Source organism: Terriglobia bacterium (assembly GCA_020072785.1).
In the GTDB taxonomy this organism is placed as follows: Bacteria; Acidobacteriota; Terriglobia; order Acidiferrales; family UBA7541; genus Acidiferrum.
On sequence record JAIQGG010000002.1, the window covers coordinates 398657 to 420396 of the forward strand.

General features: G+C 61.5%; 17 protein-coding genes, 1 tRNA gene and 1 pseudogene. 16 read left to right on the top strand and 3 right to left on the bottom strand.

The features are described from left to right. Window positions 1-4: 4 nt before the first annotated feature. Window positions 5-964, bottom strand: coding sequence for a GntR family transcriptional regulator (locus LAN61_05035; GenBank protein ID MBZ5539869.1), 960 nt, complete (start codon window positions 962-964; stop codon window positions 5-7). Window positions 965-1216: 252 nt separating this feature from the next. Here LAN61_05035 and LAN61_05040 point away from each other — a divergent pair, with 252 nt between their 5' ends. The 6 genes from LAN61_05040 (at window position 1217) to LAN61_05065 (ending at window position 7848) form a co-directional block, all read left to right on the top strand. Next, a complete protein-coding gene (locus LAN61_05040) occupies window positions 1217-2173 on the top strand; it encodes a hydroxymethylglutaryl-CoA lyase (GenBank protein MBZ5539870.1) in 957 nt (318 codons plus the stop codon). A gap of 12 nt (window positions 2174-2185) precedes the next feature. Then, entirely contained in the window at window positions 2186-2863 is a 678-nt protein-coding gene (locus LAN61_05045) for an isochorismatase family protein (GenBank protein ID MBZ5539871.1), read from the top strand. A 73-nt stretch (window positions 2864-2936) separates the two neighbouring features. Next, window positions 2937-6434, top strand: a complete 3498-nt coding sequence (locus LAN61_05050) for a carboxypeptidase-like regulatory domain-containing protein (GenBank protein ID MBZ5539872.1) — start codon at window positions 2937-2939, stop codon at window positions 6432-6434. Between the two features lie 64 nt (window positions 6435-6498). Beyond that, the gene (locus LAN61_05055; protein ID MBZ5539873.1) at window positions 6499-6891 is read left to right on the top strand and encodes a nuclear transport factor 2 family protein; all 393 of its coding nucleotides are present in this window, start codon (window positions 6499-6501) and stop codon (window positions 6889-6891) included. A 27-nt stretch (window positions 6892-6918) separates the two neighbouring features. Next, window positions 6919-7071: a hypothetical protein gene (locus tag LAN61_05060; GenBank protein ID MBZ5539874.1), complete on the top strand. Its 153-nt coding sequence runs from the start codon at window positions 6919-6921 to the stop codon at window positions 7069-7071. Window positions 7072-7164: 93 nt separating this feature from the next. Next, window positions 7165-7848 carry a hypothetical protein gene (locus LAN61_05065; protein ID MBZ5539875.1) on the top strand — a complete coding sequence of 228 codons (684 nt, stop codon included), beginning with the start codon at window positions 7165-7167 and terminating at the stop codon, window positions 7846-7848. Window positions 7849-8093: 245 nt separating this feature from the next. On the opposite strand, the gene LAN61_05070 is transcribed toward LAN61_05065, so the two are convergent. Continuing rightward, entirely contained in the window at window positions 8094-8456 is a 363-nt protein-coding gene (locus LAN61_05070; protein MBZ5539876.1) for a hypothetical protein, read from the bottom strand. Window positions 8457-8815: 359 nt separating this feature from the next. Between LAN61_05070 and LAN61_05075 the strand changes: the two genes are divergently transcribed. Further along, window positions 8816-8892, top strand: a tRNA-Ser gene (locus LAN61_05075). 181 nt (window positions 8893-9073) lie between these two features. On the opposite strand, the pseudogene LAN61_05080 reads toward LAN61_05075, so the two are convergent. Further along, window positions 9074-9382 (bottom strand): annotated as a pseudogene (locus tag LAN61_05080) (site-specific integrase). Window positions 9383-9801: 419 nt separating this feature from the next. On the opposite strand from LAN61_05080, the gene LAN61_05085 reads away from it, so the two are divergent. The 9 genes from LAN61_05085 (at window position 9802) to LAN61_05125 (ending at window position 21548) form a co-directional block, all read left to right on the top strand. Further along, entirely contained in the window at window positions 9802-10491 is a 690-nt protein-coding gene (locus LAN61_05085; GenBank protein MBZ5539877.1) for a Crp/Fnr family transcriptional regulator, read from the top strand. Between the two features lie 615 nt (window positions 10492-11106). Then, complete coding sequence (locus LAN61_05090) at window positions 11107-12525, top strand: hypothetical protein (GenBank protein MBZ5539878.1); 1419 nt, start codon at window positions 11107-11109, stop codon at window positions 12523-12525. Window positions 12526-12625: 100 nt separating this feature from the next. Further along, complete coding sequence (locus LAN61_05095) at window positions 12626-14335, top strand: CRTAC1 family protein (protein ID MBZ5539879.1); 1710 nt, start codon at window positions 12626-12628, stop codon at window positions 14333-14335. Then, entirely contained in the window at window positions 14332-16242 is a 1911-nt protein-coding gene (locus LAN61_05100; GenBank protein ID MBZ5539880.1) for a beta-propeller fold lactonase family protein, read from the top strand. Before LAN61_05095 ends, LAN61_05100 begins: the two co-directional genes overlap by 4 nt. A gap of 86 nt (window positions 16243-16328) precedes the next feature. Continuing rightward, on the top strand, window positions 16329-17432 hold the full coding sequence (locus LAN61_05105) for a regulator (GenBank protein ID MBZ5539881.1): 1104 nt from the start codon (window positions 16329-16331) through the stop codon (window positions 17430-17432). Then, window positions 17407-17925: a hypothetical protein gene (locus tag LAN61_05110; GenBank protein MBZ5539882.1), complete on the top strand. Its 519-nt coding sequence runs from the start codon at window positions 17407-17409 to the stop codon at window positions 17923-17925. The genes LAN61_05105 and LAN61_05110 overlap by 26 nt, the downstream gene beginning before the upstream one ends. A gap of 38 nt (window positions 17926-17963) precedes the next feature. Continuing rightward, complete coding sequence (gene aroF, locus LAN61_05115) at window positions 17964-18860, top strand: 3-deoxy-7-phosphoheptulonate synthase (protein MBZ5539883.1); 897 nt, start codon at window positions 17964-17966, stop codon at window positions 18858-18860. Window positions 18861-18966: 106 nt separating this feature from the next. Beyond that, window positions 18967-20304 (top strand): ABC transporter substrate-binding protein, encoded by a 1338-nt coding sequence (locus LAN61_05120; GenBank protein ID MBZ5539884.1) that lies wholly within the window; start codon window positions 18967-18969, stop codon window positions 20302-20304. Between the two features lie 5 nt (window positions 20305-20309). Beyond that, the gene (locus LAN61_05125; protein MBZ5539885.1) at window positions 20310-21548 is read left to right on the top strand and encodes an ABC transporter substrate-binding protein; all 1239 of its coding nucleotides are present in this window, start codon (window positions 20310-20312) and stop codon (window positions 21546-21548) included. Window positions 21549-21740: the final 192 nt, after the last annotated feature.

Below are 21740 nucleotides of genomic sequence, written 5' to 3' on the forward strand. Positions count from 1 at the left end.
GGGATCAGAGGACCACGCCGGCGCGGATGCGCACGCTTTCGAGCGAGGACAGGTCCATGTCCATCAAGGGGCGGGTGACGCGGGGGAGCTTCTTCACCTTGTCGGGCACCTGATTCCAGATGCGGTTGCTGAAGATGACCAGCTGGTATTTTCCGGAGCGCACGAATTTTTCCAGATCGGGGATTTCGCTTTTGCGGATGGCGACCATTTTCACCGAGGATTCCACGAGGATCTTGCGGTAGCTTTCGAGGATGAGAGTGAGGGAGGGGTGGTCGCGGTCGTCCACGACCAGGACGACATTTGCGTTGGCGGGGAGCTTGCGGAACTGCTCGCGCATTTCCGGGGTGAAGACCAGGCTGAGGGGAATGACGTCGGCCCGGTCGCGGCCGACGATCTGGCGCACCTGATCGAGGCGCAGGTAGTTGGTCAGGATGGTGCGGATGCCCTTGAGACCGGAGGATTGCAGGGCTGCCAGTTCGTCCATGGAGAGGCCGGGGACGTTGACGTGCCAGTAGGAAGAGATCTTGGCGGCGCGCTGGCGGGCGGTGGATTCGGAGGCGTCGACGAAGACGAGCGAGGGCAGGGTGCGCTCGCGCTCGCGGGCCTGCTGGTAGAGGTAGCGGGCGAAGGCCGAGGGAGTGATGCCCAGGCGCTCGACGCGGGAGAGAATTTCCGTGGAGAGGCTTTCGCACTGCTCCATGATGCTGCCACGCTCGCTGTAGCTGAGGTCCTTTTCGACGAGGACGCCCTTGCCGTGGCGCAGGCTAAGGATGCCGGAGCGCTGCAGGCCGAGATAGGCCTTGCGGACGATGTTGCGGCTGAGACGGGTCTGTTTCTCAACGTCGCGGATGGAGGGCAGGGTATCGCCGGGGCGCAGGCGGCCGAGGAGCAAGGCGAGCTTGATCTGCTCCTGGAGCTGGAGATGAGGCGGCAGGGTGCTGTGGGCATCAAGAATAAATTCCATGGAAACTCCGGCCAGGGAATGAAAGGCGTAGGGCATTGTGCCCGAAGTGGGTGGGGGAACGGCGGGAAAAAGCTTGACAGCGCGTAGCATGTGACATATATACACACCAATTGTCACGATTTTCAAACAGTAGTCAAGAACAACCTGCGGAGTGGCCGCAGGGCCTGGCGCAATCAGGGAACGGGGTGGAACTAGAATGACCGCAGCACCCAACCGCACGGCGCAACCCACGGAGTGTTTCTTCCCCCCGGCATGAGCGCATCCTCCCGAGTCACGATCGTGGAAGTGGGGCCGCGCGACGGCCTGCAGCTGGAGAAGTCCTTTGTGCCCACGGCGCGGAAGATTGAGTTGATCAACGCGCTGACGCGGGCGGGGATCCGGCGCATGGAAGTGACCTCGTTCGTGAGCCCCAAGGTGATCCCGCAGTTGAGCGATGCCGCGGCGGTGATGGCGGGGATCGAGCGCGTGGCGGGCGGCGTCTGCGTGGCGCTGGTGCCGAATTTGAAAGGGACGGAGCGCGCGCTGGCCTGCGGCGCGGACTCCGTAAAGATCGTCATCTGCACGAGCGACACCTACAACCGGCGAAATGTGGGGATGTCGCTGGAGGATTCGCTGAAGAGCTGCGTGGAGGTGCTGGCGGCGGCGCGGCAAGCGGGAAAAATCGCGGAAGTGGTGATCGGGCTGTCGTTCGGCTGCCCCCTGGAAGGGCCCGTGCCGGAGGATAAGGTGATCGCACTGGCGGGCCGTGTGGCGGAGATGGGCTACACGGAAATCTCCATTGCTGATTCCATGGGTCTGGCAAATCCCCGACAGGTGCGGAGCATGATGCGGCGACTGCGGCGGGAATATCCGCAGGCCCATTTTTCGCTGCATCTGCACGATACGCGCGGGCTGGGTCTGGCCAACGTGCTAGTGGCCTGGGAAGAGGGTATCGACATGTTCGATGCCTCGGTGGGCGGGCTGGGCGGCTCGGCTGTGGTGGTGGCGGGAGCGACGGGAAACATCACGACGGAAGACCTGGTGAACATGTTCCAGGAGATGGGCGTGGAGACAGGCGTGGACATGGGCAAGCTGCAGGGAGCGGCGCGGCTGGCGCAGGAGATCATCGGACGGCCGCTGCCGAGCCACATCCTGAACAACGGGACACCGGCGCAGTTCTACCAGCGGGTGCGGGAAGACGAGGCGCGGAAGGCCGCGCAGGGGAGCTGAAGCGGGAAGCGCATGAGCGGTAGCGGCTACAACGAGATGCGCAGCTTTTACGAGAAGCGCGGGCTGGCGGGCCGGGTGGGCTTCGGCAGCGCGCCGGCGGTGCTGGTGGTGGATTTTTACCGCGGCTCGCTCGATGCGCAGTCGCCGCTGGGGTGCGACCTGGAGAAGCCGCTGGCGGCGACCGTGCGGATTCTGGAAGCGGCGCGGCAGGCGCATGTGCCGGTGCTGTTCACGGTGGTGGAATACAGCGCGGATTTGCACGAAGGCGGCCATTTTTTCGCGAAGGTGCCGAGCCTGAAGATACTGGTGGTGGGGTCACGATGGGTGGAACTGGATCCGCGGTTGGGGCGGCGGGCGGACGAGCCGGTGATCAAAAAGCATTATGCTTCGGCATTTTTCAGGACGGATCTGGCGGAGCGGCTGCGCGCGCTGGGAGTGGATACGGTGATCGTGACGGGGTGCACGACGAGCGGCTGCGTACGGGCCACGGTGGTGGATGCGCTGCAGAACGGATTGCGGGCGATCGTGCCGGAAGAGGCCGTGGGGGACCGCGCGGAAGCGGCGCATGCGGCCAGTCTTTTTGACATGGATGCGAAATACGGCGATGTGGTGGCATTGGCGGCGGTGCTGGAGTATCTCGGGCGGCTGGGGAAAAAAGAGGGGCAAAAGATTCGTTCAGGCGCGCAGTAAGGTCCGGGCAGGAAACCGAGTTTGGTGGGTGAGCAAGAAATTCTTCCCCGCAAGGGGCAGCGGAGGGGTGGCAATGCACGGAAACACGAAGCGGTGGCTGGGGTTCATAGCGATTCTCGTGGCGGTGGTGTTGATGGCAGCGCCGGCGCAGGCGCAGAAAACGACGGGCACGATTCTGGGCACGGTGGCCGACGCGCAAGGCGGGGCGGTCAGCGGAGCGAGCGTGGCGGCGAAAAACGCGGCCACCAACCTCGAGCGGTCCGCGACGACCGACAGTTCCGGCTATTACCGGCTGGAGCTGCTGCCGGCGGGAACGTACACGGTGACGGTGGAGAAGACGGGTTTCCGCCGGCAGGTGTTGACGGGGATCGTGCTGCAGATCGACCAGGAGGCGCGCATAGACGTGACCATGCAGCTCGGCGAGGTCAGCCAGCAGATCGAAGTCAGCAGCGCGCCCCCGCTGGCGGACACGACGACGGCCACGATCGGCGACGTGATCGAGAACAAGCGCATCGTGACGCTGCCGCTGAACGGGCGGAACTTCCAGCAACTGGCGCTGCTGACGGCGGGCACGGCGTCCGGGCAGCAGGGCGGCACGCAGGACTTCTTCGGGACGGCCGCGGGGAGCATCGGGTTCGTGGTCAACGGCGGGCGCGACGACCAGAACAACTTCCTGGTGGACGGCATCAACGTCATCGACCACTACTTCAACTCGTTGACGATTACGCCATCGATCGACGCCATCGAGGAATTTAAGGTGCTGCAGAACTCGTACTCGGCGGAATCCGGGATGTTCGGCTCGGGGCAGGTCAACATCAGCACCAAGTCCGGCACCAACAGTCTCCACGGGTCGGTCTTCGAATTCCTGCGCAACGACCATCTGGATGCCAAGAACTTCTTCGACCTGGCGGACCGCAACAAGCCGGCCTTTCATCAGAATAGCTTTGGCTTCAGCCTGGGCGGCCCCGTTAAGAAGGATAAGACCTTCTGGTTCGTGGCCTATGAAGGCCTGCGCGTCCGGCAGGCGCAGACCGTGCTCTCCTCCCTGCCCACCGCTGACGAGCGCAATGGCCTGTTCACCGGTCTGAATGCCTGCTTGAACGATCCCAATCCCGCAGATCCCGCGGGACCTTTCGTCTGCACGGGCGGACCTGGCCCCGGCACTTTTCAGACCCAGATTCCTCTAGGGCGCTTCGGCCCCGTGGCCAATGCCATCATTGCCAAAGCCTTCCCCGTGCCCAATCTGCTCCCCAATACCCCGGGACTTAACAACGTCAGCGTGGCCAAGCGCCTCGAGGACCGCGACCAGGTAGTCGCCCGCTTCGATCATCGCATCAACGACAAGCATTCTTTCTTTGCCCGCTACATCTGGGCCCGTTCCGATCAGTCGTTCCCCTTTGGCGACAACATCCTGACCTTCGATCCCGCACCGCCTCCGGGCTTCCCGACTCCCGTGCCGGACAAGAGCCAGAACATAGCCCTGGGCTTTACCTCGGTACTGCGCAACAACCTGCTCAATGAGCTGCGCATTGGCTGGAACTACTACAATGGCAAGCGCATGGCCGGGAACAACGTCAACTTTCCCCAGGATGTTCTGGGTCTCCCGGCAGGGACGTACACCAACATCGCCCAGCGCGACCTCGGCTACCCAGCGTTCCACCTCGCGGGGATCTCTCAGTTCGGCGATTCCGACGTCTTCAACCCGCTCTTCCGCAAGGACCGCGTGTTGCAGATCAGCGACAACCTGATCTGGAGCAAGGGGCGCCACTCCCTGAAGTTCGGCGGGGACATCCGCGATGTCCGCTTCGACACCCTGAGCAATTTCTTTACCCGCGGCTTCCCCAATTTCGATTCCCTGGTGGGCTTCAACCTGACGGGGAACTATGTCGCGGATTTCCTGATTGACCGGCCCTCGGCGATCGTCCGCACCGTCGGCGACACCACCGGCAATTTCGTGACGCACCTATGGGGCATGTACGCCAACGACGAGTGGCGCGTCAATTCCCGGCTCACCCTTACCATGGGCCTGCGCTATGAAATCTTTCCGCCGATCTACGAAAAGCGCAACCGCATCGCCGTCTATGACACGGGTTGCCAGTGCGTGATCATCCCCGGCAGCACTCTGCCGGCCGAGGTCACCGATCCCAACGGCCTGGCCCAGCAATATAACTTGCTGCTGGCCTTCTTTGGGATGTCTCCGATCACTTACGCGACCGGCGATTCCATGGGCTTGGGCCGTTCCATCACCAAGACCGATTTCAAACGCTTCGCTCCGCGGCTCGGCGTTGCCTATGACCTCACCGGCAAGGGCAAGACCGTGCTCCGCGGCGCCATCGGCATCTTCAACGCCCTGCGCGATTATTCCGCTTCCAGCGACTCGCGCAACATGCTCCCCTTCTCCCAGCAGGCGGTTCTGCTCGACTTGAACCGCCTCGGCACTGGCCTGCCTCCGCTGACCTACGACTATATGTATCAGGGCTTTTTCACTCCCTTCATTCCTTCTCAGGTCGCTCCGGTGGGCAACGTTCCCGGCAGCGGCATCGGCCCGCAGGTCAACATGCCCATTGGCTACACCGAACAGTACACCGTCAACCTGCAGCACCAGATCGGGCAAAACTTCTCGATTGAGGCGGCCTATGTGGGCGTCCACGGGATCAACCTCAACCGCCTGACCACCACCAACCAGGAGCACGTCACGGGGCCGCTCGCAGGCCACCGCGATGACCCGAAATTCAATTTCTTCATTCAGGAGGCCAGCGGCGCGACGAGTTGGTACAACGGCGGATTCCTCCGCGCCGAAAAGCGCTTCAGCAACGGCTTGGGCTTCGTCTCCTCCTATACCTTCTCGAAATCGCTCGATACGGTTTCTTCCGCCCGTGAAAACGGCGGAGCGCCGACCCGCGAACAGGATGCCTTCTGCCTGGTGTGCGACAAGGCGGTTTCCAATTTCGATATCCGCCACCGCTTCGTCACCAGCTTCACCTACGATCTGCCCTTCGGTCCGGGCCGCGCCTATGGCCACGACGTGACCGGCGCCTTGGCCAAGCTTCTGGGCGGATGGCAGGCGGGCGGCATCATCACCCTGCAGGGCGGCCAGCCCTTCACCCCGCAGTATCCCGGCGGGGCAGGCGCAGGTTTCCGCTTCCCGCGCCCCAGCCAGGATGGCAACGGCAACCTGCCCGCCGGCCAGCGCGATCCTGCGCAGTGGTTCGATCCCAATGTGTATTACGCACCGGCCAGCTTTTTCACCGATCCCCTGGTCGGCCCGACAAGCTATTCGGGCAACGCAGGCCGCAACAGCCTCATCGGCCCAGGCTACCAGGATGTGGACTTTACTCTCCAGAAGGACACGGCCATCAACGAGCGCTTGAAGGTCCAGTTCCGTGCTGAGATCTTCAACCTCTTCAACCATCCGAACTTCAATCTGCCCGACCGCGTCTTCGTGCCGGATCCGAGCTGCAACGTCTTCGATCCGAATGCGCAGTGCCGGAACTCCAACCCCAACTTCGGCAAGGTCACCAGCGCGCGCCTGCCGCGCGTCGTTCAGTTCGGGCTGAAGTTCACGTTCTAATGTGGGGCAGGCTCCGGGAGAGGGCGCTTGCGAGAGCGCCCTCTTTTTATTGGAAGGAGGAGAAATGGCCATAAAGCATGCGCGGGATTGGTACGTGGACCTGGCGGTGAAGAAGTACTTCGCCAACGTGGATCGCAAGAATCTGCAGGGGGTTCTGGACTGCTTAAACGAGGATGCGGTGTTCACCATCCAGTCGCACTTCTCGGAGCATCGCGGGCGGGATACCGGCATCCGCAAAATGTTCGAGGAGCTTTTCCAGTACCGGACCATTCTGCACACGGATTTCGAACACATTGTCGACGTCGAAAGCGAAGCCATCTCCTCGCGCTTCCGCGTGGAGCTCGACCCGGTCAGCGGGCCGCACGTGCACCTCATGAACGTCAACCACTGGTATGTGAAGAACGACAAGTTTCAGCGCGTCTACGTGTGGATGAGCGGCGAGAATGTGCTGAAATAGGCAAACTGTCGCAACCGGAGAAACCTCTTGAAGGCCGTACGATTCCACGAGCGTGGCAGCCCCGGCGTGCTCCGCTACGAAGATGCGCCCGAACCAAAGCCCGGCGGGGTGAGACTACCGACAAGCAATCTCCAGGACTCGGTGATCTGGGCCAATTACAAACTTCTTAAGATTGATTAGATATGGTCTGCGAATCATGGCGGAGAATGAGCACCGATGACGTTTTGCCTGTACTACCGGCCGGGTTGAAGCTCCTGCGCGAAAACGAAAGAGTTGCTTTCGTCGTGGGGAATCCCGTTTGACGCTATAAACGTGGAAGGAAATCCGTCGTCACTCCAAGAGCTTGAGCGTCGCGGCCTGCGGCTTGTGCCCGTGCTCACGGACGGCGAACGCTTTTTCCACGGCTGGAACCCGAAGGAACTTGCACGCTTTGTCGGTGTAGAACATCGCGAAGCTAAGCGATTGGAAACCGCAGAGCTGGCGTGTCGGCTGCTTCGAATCCTCGCAGCTGCAGAACGCGCGATTCTCGAAGTCCCTCCGAAAGGGTTAAAAGTCAAAGTTCCAAATCGTGACCGCACGGTATGCGACCTTGCTTTTCATCTCTTCCGGCTGAGCCTGGCGTATCGCGATGCAGTTGAGACCCGATATTTTCCCGAAAGCTGGCTGCAAGAAACTGCCCCGCCGGAAATGCACGACGGGGCCGCTCTCGCACGGTACGGGGAGGGGGTCAGGAAGCAGTTGACGGCATGGTGGACACGCACGGACATAAGCCAAGACAACATCGTGACTTACTATGGGTGCCAGACAGGACCCGAGTTGCTTGAGAGAACGGTGTGGCATGCAGCTCATCACTTGCGCCAGCTCTATGCATTAATCGAAGGCATGGGCTCCATGCCGAAAGATCCGCTAGCCAACGCCGACTTCGAGGGGCTGCCGCTCCCTCACCAATTGTGGTGACAGTAAGACAAATCTTTTCCAATATCAGTGCTCCGAGAGGCTCAAAGGAGGCCTGACGGACCATTTTCAGCGATTCTGGATTGATTCTGGGTCATAGCTGCGGTCACGGACGTGGCATAACCGTCACAGATGCTGTCAATGGGCAGGTGTCGGGCGGGCTCATCGAAATAAGCCCCTTGCTTTAAGTATTTTGCGGCTATGATGGCCGACGACAATAGTTGCAGACGACGAAAAATGAAAATTCCCTAAGAAAATGGCGTTTCCTGGAAAATCGCCAGATCAGATCGCTCGCCGAGCGGCGCACCGGTATACTCTATCCACTTGCTTCCGGAAAAAGTTGAAGGAGGTGCGCCGCCCTCTTTCTTATGCTCTCCCAGCGAGGCAAACCCACTTGCTGTCTCACGTCGTGGACGCTGTTCTACTACCATGTCCAATATCGTGACGGCAAGGAGGTCCGGGTTCGCGTCAGCAAGCAGCTGGCAAATCTCGCTGAATACCCGAGCAAGAACAGCGTTGGGTATCTCGCCGACGAAATCCTCGCACCACACAACAGGAAACAACTCCAGCCAGAATCGTCTCTGAAGATTACTGGACATATCGAAGACCATTATTCCCCCGTGGTCGAACACGAGTTGCGGCCGTCAATGTTCAAAGGGCACAAAGAATTCATCTACGAAGCGTATTTGAAAAAGCGTGTAAAGGACATTCGGCTTCGGGATTTCAGAACAGTCCACTGACAACGTATCTTGCGGGAGATCGCAGTCGGCCGCAGAACGCTGACGCACATTAAGTCGTTCCTAAGCGGAATGCTCTCGAACCTTTGGTACGCGCAAGAGAACAATGACAGATAGCAATAATATTCCGCGTGAAGCGCACGCGCTTTTTGGGGTACGCTTCGGAATAATTTCGGAACAATAAGCGCCGAACACCCACCAAAACAGGCTATCAACCGATAGCTAAAGGCAAAGCGAACCAACAGGATACATATTTTCTACTGGTCTCCGGAACCAGAGGTCGGAGGTTCGAACCCTCTCAGGCGCGCCATAACTCTCCTGGAATCAAGCAGAGAATTCACTGCACACGCCCTTCGGCCCTCGACTTCGGAACACAGTTGCTTGAGGATCTTCGCGACCTGTTCGGGAGATGGCAGAAAGAGTTTCTGCTTCGATTGTTTGGAAGGAAGTCGCATACCGCGTGCGGGATTGTCCTCGATGTCGCCCCAATCCATCGCAGTGCGGAGCACAGCAGAGAGAACGGACCAAGCATTTTTTATTGATTGACGGGCTAGACCACTCTGAGAGAGTGCGGCGATCCATCCTTGGACATCGCTCCTCCTTACATCTCGCAACCGCCGGCCCTGCAACCAAGGCACGACATAGCGATTTAGGTTGGCATGATAGGAGCTTTGTGTGGATAACTTCAGCGTTGATAGCACGCGGGGCTTCCATCCCCGCTCAATGAAATCGTGAGCGAAAAGGAATGCTTCCGCGCGTGGTTCGTACGACACCTGTTGCAGGAGCCGTCCGAGAGCCATCACCGCATCCCTCCGGGTTTGCAATTCGGCGTCTGATCCGAGGCGGACGTTTCGTTACACCTGTCGCCGGATTTTTGATTGTTCTTCATTTCGTATCCGTATTCACCAGCAGATTGCTTCAGGCAAACCGTTTTGGGGATAAAATCCTGTCGACGGGGGCATACGCAAAGGTGGAGGAAAGGCATCGGGCGCGGCGAGAACTCAAAAACGCTCGCACCACCGCTCAACTCGTTCCATGCGCCGCGTATTGGCACCTTGCCCGCCTTCAGGTAACCTAAGTGGGCGCGGTGCGCTGCGCGTCTTTGGCCACGGGGTTGGTTTTGGGGTGCACGGCCGATTTGACGCACGTCCCGCCGCCGCGGGTACGATTCTGGGCTTAACCTCGCTTATGGCCCGGGCCGCGCTCGAAGGGAGCACGAGTGAAGAATGAATGCTCCGAGTGTCCAGTTCTGAGAAGCGCGCTCTTCTCCAGCTTGCCGGCCAATCAAGTGGCTCACCTCCTGTGTGTCTTTCGTCCGGCGCACTATCTCAAGACCCAAGTGGTTTACTCCGAGGGCGGGCCGGCCCACCAAGTTTTCGCCCTCCGCTCAGGTCTCATTAAGCTCATCAAGTCGCTCGAGAACGGCAAGGAGCGCATCGTCCGCATCATTTTCCCCGGCGAGATGTTTGGCTTGGAGGTCCTGACGGAGTCTTCCTACACCTTGTCGGCGATCAACCTGGAAGACAGCGAAATCTGCGCGGCGGCTCCCGATGAGCTCTCTGATGTCCTGCGGCGTAATCCCGAGATTGCTTTAGGCATGGTCCGCTTCTTGGTGGGAGAAGTGAGCCGTGCGCGACGCGAGGTTGCGGAAATGAGCTTCAAGGACGCCCGCAGGAAGGTGGCCACGTTTCTTCTTTCCATGGCGCCTCGCTCGAACGGCACCCACGCCAGGGCCGCGTCGCTCAGGTTGCCCTTCTCGCGCCAGGAAATCAGCGAAATCCTGGGGCTTTCCCCGGAAACCATCAGCCGCGTCTTCGGCCTGCTCCGCAAAGAGCGGTTCATTGAAGCGAGCGGCCGCCGTCTGACCATCCGCGACCGCGTTGGCCTGGAAAAGGCGGGCCTAAGATGAGCCTTGGTCGATCCGCCCGAGCTTGAATATCACCATCTCCTTCGCCAAGGAATCTTCCCGGCGTGTGTTCCGATTCGCCGCCGGACAAATGCCGATTCGCGCGCTTGTTCCCCGCGGTCTCCGTTTGCAACCCGCCTAGTAAGAAAGGATTACTGAAGGAAATTGACGCCTGACGGTTTTTTTTCTGCGCCCTGTCATAGCCCCCTCACCGCATTTCACTCATCCTGACGCGGGGTGTGGGAAGTGATCTCGAGCCAGGGTGTGGGTTGTCTTCGATCCTCCGCCGTAGCCACTGCATGCATCCTTCTCTTCGGCCTCGTTTCTGCGATGGCGCCGGAGGGCGCAGTGCGGCCGCGGCATCAGGTGCAAGGGGCAGTGCCGCCTGATCTCCTATTTGTCCAAGCTCCCGCGGTTGCTTCAGGAGTCCTTGCGGAGCGCTTCCCTCAAGGCAGCTGGCTTGCGCTCCTCCGCGGCGCAGGGAAGCCGAGTCATGCGAGACGCCTGACGCTCGATCTCTTCGCTGCCGCTGATCCCCAAGTCTCCTTTGATGGTGCCAAAGTCCTCTTCTCCGGACGGAAAGCTCGGGAAGGAACATGGCAGGTCTGGGAGATGAACGTGGACGGTTCGAACTTGCGCCAGGTGACAACTTGCTCTCAACAGTGCCTTCGCCCGGCCTATCTCCCCGGAAACGAAATCGTCTACACGGCCGCAACTGTCCAGCAAGGGCGCTGGTCCTCCCATCTGATGGTTTCCAAGCTTGACGGTTCTCATGCGCAGCGCATCACGTTTGGTCCCGGGGACTTTCAGGTCGAGACGGTTTTGCGCGATGGCCGCATTCTCGCTTCAGCCTCGTGGCCTCTGGACGCGCAAGCAGACGCCGCCAGTTCGCGCCAGTTTTACACCGTTAAGCCCGACGGCACCGCGCTCGACTCCTTTCGTTGCGAGCACCAGCAACGCGCGGTGCGCACCGAGGCCGAAGAACTGGAAGACGGCTCCGTGGTCTTCGTAAAGAGCGCGCCTGTGGATGGTCTCCCCGGTGGCGCGCTTGCCGTGATCCGCCGCGGCGCACCGCACAATGCCCTTCTGAGTCCGCCCCGAACGATCTCCTGGTCGTCCCGGCAATTAGCGGCCGGCACGCTGATCGTATCGAAGTGGATTCCGGCGCTCCGCAACGCGCCCGGGAGATTTGCCCTGTATGCATTCGACCTCCAGAGCCGCACCTTCGGGGAAAGGATTTACGAAGACCCGCAGGTTTCGAGCATCCAGGCCGTTCCGCTGGCGCCTCGCGATGTGCCCAAGAAGTTCTGGAGCCTGGTGAATCCAGAGGCCCGGGCTGGCTACTTCATCTGTCTAGACAGCTATCTCAGCGCGGGCAACGTGAGCGGACCGCTCTCCGTCCCGATCGCCAGCGTCCGTGTGTTCGCCCTGGATCTCGCGGCGGACCGGGAACAGACCTTGGGCATTGCCCCGGTCGAGCAAGACGGCTCCTTCTACGTATCCGTTCCGCCCGACCTGCCGGTGCGTTTCGCGCTGTTCGACTCGAAAGGCAATTTGATCCGCGAGCAGCGGAGCTGGATTTGGGCTCGCCCCAACGAGCAGCGGGGATGCCCGGGCTGCCACGAGGACAAGGCCGTCGCTCCGGAGAACCGCTGGCCGCTCACCCTGCGGCGGTTGGACACGCCTATCTCCGTTAGCAACCGCGCCGGAAAATCCGCCGGGCCCGTGGACTTACATCGCCTGCCCGACTACGTCAATTTCAATCACAGTCTTCACTCAAGCAAGGGCATCGGCTGCTCCACCTGCCACGGCCAAAGCGGCCAATTGCCGCAAGTCGCGCCGGCCATTCCTCTCCGGATGGAGTGGTGTTTTGGCTGCCACAGCAATCCCGAACTCTATCTGCGCCCGCGCGACCAGATTTCCCGCATGGATTGGCGCGCACCTCAGAATCAAGCCGAGCTGGGGCGGAAGCTTGCCGCCCAGTACGGGATTCGCAGCGTTCAGGCCCTCACCAGTTGCTCGTTGTGTCATCACTAGAACAGGAGCCCATGAGTTTTCAGGAACATCCCGCCGGGAAAAACGACATGCAGACGATGCCCGAACGCGCGCCCTTCGATCGCGCCATGAGGAAGGCCGGATGAACCGAAACCTCAAGGCCCTTGTCCTCCTGGCGGCCTTCCTGCTCTTTGCCAGCGGCGCGGCTGGTTTTCCCCAGAAGCCCGGCCCTCCATCCCCATCCGCGCCGAAGCGCCCCGCCTACGAAGACATCACCGAGAAAGCAGGCATTCATTTTCAGCATTCTTTCGGCGAGCACAACCTGAGCTCGGTGTTGGAAGCCACCGGCTCGGGTTGCGTCTGGTTTGACTACAACAACGACGGCCTGCTCGATCTGTATGTCCTGAGCGGCCGCCACCTCGAAGGCGTGACCAACCATTCCAAGCCGGATGGCGTGGGGGCCACGAATCATCTCTACCGCAACCATGGGGATGGCACGTTTACCGACGTCACGGCACAGGCCGGCGTCGGCGGCACGGGTTTCGCCCTGGGGGTGACCGTCGGCGACTACGATAACGACGGCTACGAAGACATCTACGTCACCAACTGGGACTCGGCCATTTTGTATCACAACAACGGCGATGGCACGTTCACCGACGTCACCGTCAAAGCCGGGGTGCAAAACAAGCACTTTGGGGTGGGCGCCGCCTTTCTGGACTACGACCGCGATGGCCGGCTGGATCTGTTTGTCGGAAACTATCTGAAATTCGACCCCGCTGCCCGCAAACCCTATTATTCCGCAGACGCCTTCGCGGGGCCCCTGGACTATGAGGCCGAGTCCAACCGCCTCTTCCACAACAACGGCGACGGAACCTTCACGGACGTCTCCGATCGCGCGGGGATTGCCGACCCGCCCGGCCGCGCTATGGGCGTTGCCGTCGGAGACTACGACAACGACGGCTGGCCGGACATCTACGTCGCCAACGATCAAATGGAGAGCTATCTCTATCACAACAATCACGACGGGACGTTCACCAACCTCGCCCAGGAACAGAACGTGGCCTTCGGCGCGAACGGCGAGACCCCCTCGGCGATGGGACCCGTCTTTGCCGACCTCCACAACCACGGCTGGCTGGACCTGTTTGTCACCGACGTGCGCTATCACCGGCTCTATCAAAACGCGGGGGAAAAGCACTACTTCGTGGACATGACCGTCCAGGCGGGCATCGCTCGGGTCTCCGGCCAATACGTCGCCTGGGGCGACGGAATCTTCGACTTCGATAACGACGGCTGGAAAGACATCTTTGTCGTCAACGGCGGCCTGCACTGGCTCGTGCCCATGGAGGATTCGCTCCTGAGAAACAACGGGGACGGATCGTTTTCCGACGTTTCCACGCAGGCCGGGAGCTACTTCCGTTCCAGGAAGGTCGGGCGCGGCGCCTCTTTTGCCGATTACGACAACGACGGCCTGACCGATGCCTTCATCGTCGTCCTGGGCGGCCGGGGGATCCTCCTGCATGCCAAGGCGCCCCCCGCCGGTCCCAGGAACCACTGGCTCACCCTCAAGCTTGTCGGCACGCGGAGCAACCGCGATGGCTTTGGCGCGCGAATTGAGGCGGTCGCTGGGGATCTCCGCCAAATCGTGGAGAACACTCCGCAGTCCGGCTATCTCTCCCAGAACGATCCGCGGCCGCACTTCGGTTTGGGGCAGCACGGCGAAGTGGACCGGCTCACGATTCGCTGGCCGAGCGGCACGGTGCAAACGCTCCAGCACGTGAAGGCCGACCGGATTCTGACCGTGACCGAGCCGGCCAGCGCGAACCCCGCACAGCCAGGGGGAGTGAATCCATGAGCGCGGCCCGTATGCGGCAGCGAATCCGGAGCGGGTGGTCCTGGGTTGCGCTCTCGGCAGCCGGCGTTTTGGCCCTCGCGCTGGGGAGCCCTTGGATGGATGCCGCGCAGCCGCAAACACGCGAGGCACGGAATCTCGAGCCCAGCTACCTCACGCCAGGGGAACTGAGATTCTCACCCGATGGCGCACGGCTTTACGTCGTCTGTGAAGGGAGTGACGCGCTCCTGGCCGTGGATGCGCATGCCAGGCGCGTCATCGGAAGGGTCAGGGTTGGACACAAACCGAGAGACGTCGCCGTTTCACCCGACGGCAAAACTCTCTACGTCTCCAATGAGTGGAGCGACACCGTCAGTGAGATTGACGCGGCCTCCCTCAAGATCCGCCGCACGCTGCAGACTGGCTGGGGCCCCATCGGCCTGACGACCGACCGTACCGGCACGATTCTCTACGTCGCCAACAGCATCGGCGACGATGTTTCGCTGATTGACCTTCCGCGGGGTGTGGAGATCAAGCGCCTCGCCGCCTGGCGCTCCCCGCACTACGTTGCTCTCTCCCGGGACGCCCGCCGCGTGTACGTCTCGAATTTGCTCCCCCACCTGGGCCCCTACGACCAGCCTCCCGTCTCCGAGCTCACGGTGATTGACACTGCCAAGCAAGTGGTCGGCGCGCGAGTTCTTATTCCAGGGGTCATCGAGCTCCGCCACATCGCGGAGGCGCCTGGAAAACCCGCGAGCTATCTGCTGGTGCCTTTCCTCCGTCCCAAAAATCTCAATCCACTCATTCAGGTGGCCCAGGGATGGTTTCTCACGCATGGCATGGCGGTCGTCCGGTTGCGCGGTGGTGGTCCTTCTTCGGAAACGCATCCACAGGTGACGCAGGTCCTTCTCGATGACCTGGATTCCTACTACGCCGGCCCGAATGGAGCGGTCTTCACGCCCGATGGCCGCTACGCCTTCGTGACCTCGTCCGAAGCCAATATCGTTTCCGTGATTGACACCGCACGGTTGGAGCGCTTCCTCCGCCGGAAAAAGGATGCGGATCTCTCCAATCGCTTGGATTCGGCCGGGGAGTTCGTGGTTCGCCGTCTTCGGACGGGATTGAATCCCGCCGCGGTCGCGGTTTCTCCGGACGGCCAATCCGCGTTCATCGCCAACCGCCTGGACGACACCTTGACGGTCGTGAACGTCCGCCGTCTCGAAGTCCAGTCCGTCTTGCGTTTGGGCGGACCGAAAGAAATTTCCGCATTGCGCCACGGCGAACAGTTGTTCCACGATGCGCATTTTTGCTTCCAGGGGCAGTTTGCCTGTGCCACCTGCCACCCGGACGAGCATCTCGACGGCGTCGCCTGGAACCTGGAGACGCCGCAACTCGGCCGCGATCGCGTCGCCAACCGCACCCTCCGCGGGATTGCCGAGACCCCGCCGTACAAGTGGAACGGACACAACCCCGACATCGAAACGCAGTGCGGCCCGCGTACAGCCAAGTTCCTGTTTCACTCCGAGGGCTTCAATGCCGGGCAGCTGAAGGATCTCGTGGCGTACGTGAAATCCATTCCTTTGCCGCCTAACCGTCACCTTGCGGCGGACGGTCAGCTCACGCCGGCGCAAGAACGGGGCAAGGCCGTCTTCTTTCAGAAGAAGTGCGAGACCTGCCACCCCCCCGCAACGCATTACACCGCCAAGTACAGCACCGACGTCGGCAGCGCCACGAAATACGACACCTCGGGCCTGTTCGACATTCCCCAACTCGACCGCGTCTATCAGGCGGCGCCGTATCTCCACAACGGCGAGGCCCTGACCCTCGAAGAGATCTGGACGCTCTACAATCCCGGGGACAAGCACGGGGTCACTTCCAATATGACCAAGGAGCAGTTGAACGATTTGATCGAGTACCTGAAGACGCTGTAGCTGCCGCGTCTTCCACGGAAGAGGAACAGAGGAACGCGATGAGACGGGGGAATCCGATGCAAGGAGCCAAACGCTGGAGCTTCTGGGTGCCCGTTGTCGCATGGCTGCTGGCTTGCGTCCCGGCCGTCGCCGCCCAGCATCCTCGCCTGTACACGAAGTGGGAGAACTACACGAGAGTCAACGGCATGCCGGACGACAAGGTGCTGTGCGTAACCGTGGATGGCCAACGCGTGTGGGCGGGCACGGAGAGCGGGCTGGTCCTGATCGCCGAGGGAAAGATCCAGCGAGTGTTCACGCCGGAGGACGGCCTGGCCCATCGCGTCGTGACCGGCGTTGCCGTGGATCGCAGGACCGGCGACGTCTGGATCGCCACGTTTGGCGGCCTCAGCCGCTACAGTGGCGGTGTGTTCCAGAACTTCACGAACCTGACCAGCGGCCTGGTCAACGACATCGTCTACGCCGTTGCCGTCCAGGACGAATACATCTGGGCCGCGACCACCGCCGGCATCAGCCGCTTGAACACCCGCACAGGTGAGTGGTCCATCTTCAGCGATAAGAACGCGCCCATGCATGAGCCTTGGTCCTACGGAATTGCCGTGGCCGAAAAAAAAGTCTACTTCGCCGTGTGGGGCGGTGGCGTGCTCGAGTACGACATCGCCGGGGGTTACTGGAAACCGTATACGGACCCGGATGAGGAGATGGAAATCGTTTTGTTCCGCAATCAGGGACTAATTCACATCATCGTGAGCAACGTTGCCTTCAACCCGGACACCAAAATGTTCTGGGCGTCCACGTACTTCGGCCTCAGCGGTTACGACGGCCGGAACTGGCACAACTATCTTTCGACCGATAGCGGCCTGGCGTCCGACTTCATCAATGCTACCCAGTCTCGCGGCGACGAAGTCTGGGCGTGTACCGACAAAGGCCTCAGCGTTCTCAACTACAAAACCAACACCTGGGTCACGTATCGGCCCAATGCAGGAACCGGCCGCGGAGAGATTATCATCACTGGCCCCGGCAACAAGGTCCGCAAACTCGAATCACCAGCTTCCCTCGCTCACAACTACATTGTGAACATGGATTTTCAGGGCGAGGACGTCTGGGTGGCCACAGCTAAGGGACTGAGCCACGGCACCTACGAAACTCACAAGGAGAGGAAGCCCCATGAGCACACCGAAAATAGCCGTTGACACTACTCCATCGCGCCGCACACAGCAAAGCTTGGTGGAGAAGAGAGCGATCAGCGCGCCGCAAGTCCTGAACGAAGCCTATCACTATCCGCGCCCGTCGTCTTTTTCGCGGGCCCTGCGGCTGGACATCAAAGGCGTCACCATCCTTCTCATCTCCGGCACGGCGAGCATCGACGAAAACGGTGCGACCCTCCATGTCGGCGATTTCGCGGCCCAGTTGTGGCGCACCTACCGCAATATCACGGCCCTGCTGGAGTCCGAGGGCGCCAGTTGGAAAGATATCATTCGCACCACCTGTTACCTGCGCGACATCGAGCGCGATTACGCCCTTTTCAACGAAATTCGCACGCAGTTCTTAAAGGAGCAGGGACTCGATCCTCTGCCGGCCTCCACGGGCATCCAGGCGATCCTCTGCCGGCCGGACCTGCTGGTCGAGATCGAGGCGATGGCCATTTTTGATTCCGATAGAAAGCAGAACGATAACCGCGAGTAAAGGGCGGACCTCAAGTCCATGCCGAAGGTAGGTTGCCTATGAAAATCGCGGGACACATCTCATCAAGCGATCTCTCCAAGGTGTGCTCCCTGCTGAGTCGCAGGGCGAACCCGGGCAATGATGGAACCGAGACGCGCGCCGTCCGCGTCGGGCACGTAAGTTTTGGCGGGGAATGCCCCGTCGTGATTGCCGGCCCCTGCGCCGTCGAGAGCCTCGAGCAGACGCTCGAGGTGGCTCGCACGGTGAAAGCTTGCGGCGCGGACATGCTCCGCGGCGGCGTGTTCAAGCCCCGCACTTCCCCTTATGATTTCCAGGGACTGGGGCTCGACGGACTGAAGATCCTGCGCGAGGCCAGCCGGGAGACTGGCCTTCCGGTCGTCACCGAAGTGATGGACACGCGATTGGTTGAGCAAGTGGCCGAATACGCCGATATGCTCCAGATCGGCTCGCGCAACATGCAGAACTATCCCTTGCTCGCCGAAGCAGGCCGCAGCGGGAAGCCGGTCTTGCTCAAGCGGGGCATGGCTGCCAGCCTGTTCGAGTGGCTAGGCGCGGCGGAGTACATCGCCAAGGAAGGAAATCTCGAAATCGTCCTCTGCGAGCGCGGGATCAAGGCTTTTCCCTCGGGCGAGTACTCGCGCTACCTCCTCGATCTCGCCGTTATACCGGCAGTCCGGGCGGAAACGTTCCTGCCCGTGATTGTGGACCCGAGCCATGCCACCGGAGTCTCGTCCTTGGTGGAGCCTGCAAGCCGTGCGGCCATCGAGTTTGGCAGCCAGGGCCTGATCATCGAGGTGGCCAGCGACCGGCCGGGTGCCGCTAGGCCCCAGTGCGACGCGGCGCAGGCAATCGGTCCGGCCACTTTGAGAAGCATCGTCGAGTTCATTGATGCGCGAGCAAGGCGCCTCGATAAGAAGAAAGCACACGCGGTGTGAGCGGCGCCGCGCAGGGGGATTCGGCATGATCCATTTCGTTTTATGCATCTTCGCTTCGCCAGCGCCCCGGCGAGCAAGACACATGCTGTTGCTTCGGATCTCTTGGATGGTTCCCCTCTTCCTCTTGGCGATTCCGGCGTGGCCGCAGGATTCCAAGCCACAGGAGACACAGAGCAAGCCTGCCGTGCCGCCGCGCTACGCCGACATGCCCGACGAGGCAGTTCCTTACCGCCATTTCACCAAGCCTTATAAGGAGTGGTACACGGAGGCCAACACTCTGGAATACAACGGGGCTTCCAGGGCGCGCCTTTCGATGGACCTGTACCTTCCGCCAACGGTGAATATCGGTTTTCTCGGCCCGATCGAGAACAACCCCGAGTCCGCGTACGGCCTCGCGATGCTTCATGGCGCGCAGATGGCCGTTGACGAAGCGAACGCCGCGGGCGGCTATCAGTCCCGGGGCATGTCGGCGCCGAAGCCCTACGCCCTCAAAATTCACAATGACGCCGCGCTGTGGGGAGCTTCTTCCACCGAACTCGTCAACATGGACTTCGACGAGCACGTCGTCGCCATGCTCGGCTCGATTGACGGCGCGTCCACGCACATTGCGCTGCGGGTCACCCTGAAACTCGAGATCCCCATCGTGGACACCGGCACGACCGATCCTACGGTGACCGAGACACGCATCCCCTGGCTGTTGCACAATTTTCCCGACGACCGCCAGCAGGGCTACGCCCTTGCCGGGTACATTTTCAAGCAGCGCAAGCTCAAGCGCATCGGCATCCTGCGCACGCAATCGCGCTACGCACGGATCGGCGTCCAGAAGTTCGACGATGAAGCGCGCCGCCTGGGCCATCCGCCCGTCCAGGAACTGAAATTCGAGAGAGGGGACCAGGACTTTTCGGACCAGCTTCGGATGTTGAAGAACGCTCGTTTGGATGGGGTGGTGATTTGGGGGGAGTCAACGGAAGCCGCCCGGATCCTCAAGCAGATGCGCGCGATGGGGATCGAGCTGCCGGTTTTTGGCCCCAGCCGCCTCGCTGATCCGCAGCTCCTCGCGATCGCCGGAGCCGCGGCCGAGGAGTTGGTCACCACGTGTGCTCTGGATCCCTCCCGGACGGACCCGAAGTGGCAGGCGTTTCGGGAACGGTATCGCCAGCGGTTCAACGAAGAGCCGGACGCCTATGCCGCCCGCGCCTACGACGGCATGACCCTGCTGCTCACCGCGATCGCGCAGGGAGAATTGAATCGCGGCAGAATCATGGACGCCCTGCGGGAATACCAGCTCAAGGACGTGGAAGGGGTGAGCGGCCGGACGCATTTCGACCGCACGCTGAACAACATCGCTCCCGTGACTATGGCCCGCGTTTCGGGAGGCCAGTTCGTGTACTGGACGACCCCTCGCCAGCCAACTTCTGCAACCGAAAAGGCGCAAGGAAACTGACCATCGTGGACTCCTCCCCTCATGCCCGCGGGCTTGCCATTATTCTGGCGAGCGCATCCGTTTTCGCGGCATCGCTGCCATGCGCGGCGCAGACAACTCCGGCTGGTGCCCAGCCCTATGCCTCCCTCAACCGGGACGCCGTCGGCTACTCCGGCCCGGGTCGCGAAGCGGCGAGCGATCTCCCGCGAGACGCCGTCACGATTGGAATCATCCTGCCGCTCCGCGGCGCCCGCGCAGCAGAAGGCCAAGGCCTGCTCCAGGCCGCGCAGTTGGCGGTGGAGGACGAAGCCGCCGGCCCTCCTCCAGGCGGGCTGCGCCTGAGGCTCGCCGCGGGCGACGAAGGCGGGCCGTGGGGTCAGGCAAGCAGCGAAATCGTCCGCCTGGTCTTTGAGGAGCAAGCGGTCGCCCTGGTGACGTCCGCGAACGGCAGCATCGCCCACCAGGCCGAACAAATCTCCAACAAGGTCGGCGTGCCCATCCTGACGCTTGCGAGCGACTCGGCGACGACCGAAACCAACATCCCCTGGATCTTCCGCATGGGCCCGAGCGACGCGGACCAAGCGCGAGCCTTCGCCCTTGATATCTACCAGGAGAGGCGCTTCCAAAGGGTATTGCTGGTTGTCCAAGCGGATCACGACGGACGCGCCGGCGGGGACGAGTTCGAGAAGGCCGCGAGGCGAATGGCCGCGCCGCAACCTGCCCGCCTCGCCATCGCTTCTGGGGAGGCGAATTGGGAAGCCGTGACGGCGCAAATCCGCTCGCACAAGCCGGGGGCCATCGTTCTTTGGATGGACGCGCAAACCGCCGCGGGGCTGCTCCCGAAGATGAGGAACACGAATGCCTCCGTCCCGATCTACTTGTGCCGCAAGGCAGCCCTCGGCGCGACGCCCTCCTCCTCCGTTTCCCTTGCACAAGACAGCCGGGACGATCCCGGAATCTGGTCCGTCTACTCTCGCTCCGGCGAACGGATGAGCGCGCGAAAGGAATTTGACCGGCGCTACTACACGAAACTCGGAATCCGGCCGACCGCTGCGGCGGAGGAGGTCTACGATATGGTCCGCGTCATTGCCGCTGCGTTGCGCCGGTCGGGACCGAACCGGGCGCGGCTCCGCGACCAACTCGCCTCCGGGGCCATCTTTTCGGGGGGCGCGTTTCCGGTAGCCTTCGATCCCGCCGGAAATACTCGCGGCGATTACGTCGTCCTTGCGGTCGCCACGGGCTCGGCTCAGGGGCTCCCCTTCTGATCCCCTGAGCCCGCCGAAGGGTTCCCCAAACCTGTGTCCATCGAAAACTGTCTCATCAGAAGGGTGCAGTCGGGCAATTTCGAAACAATAAGCGCCGAATACTCAGGAAAACCGGCTAACAAGGCTGCGCTAAAGGCAAAGCGAACCAATTGCGGATGGCCGGCCGAAGCGGTATTTCGCGCCAGCGCCGTT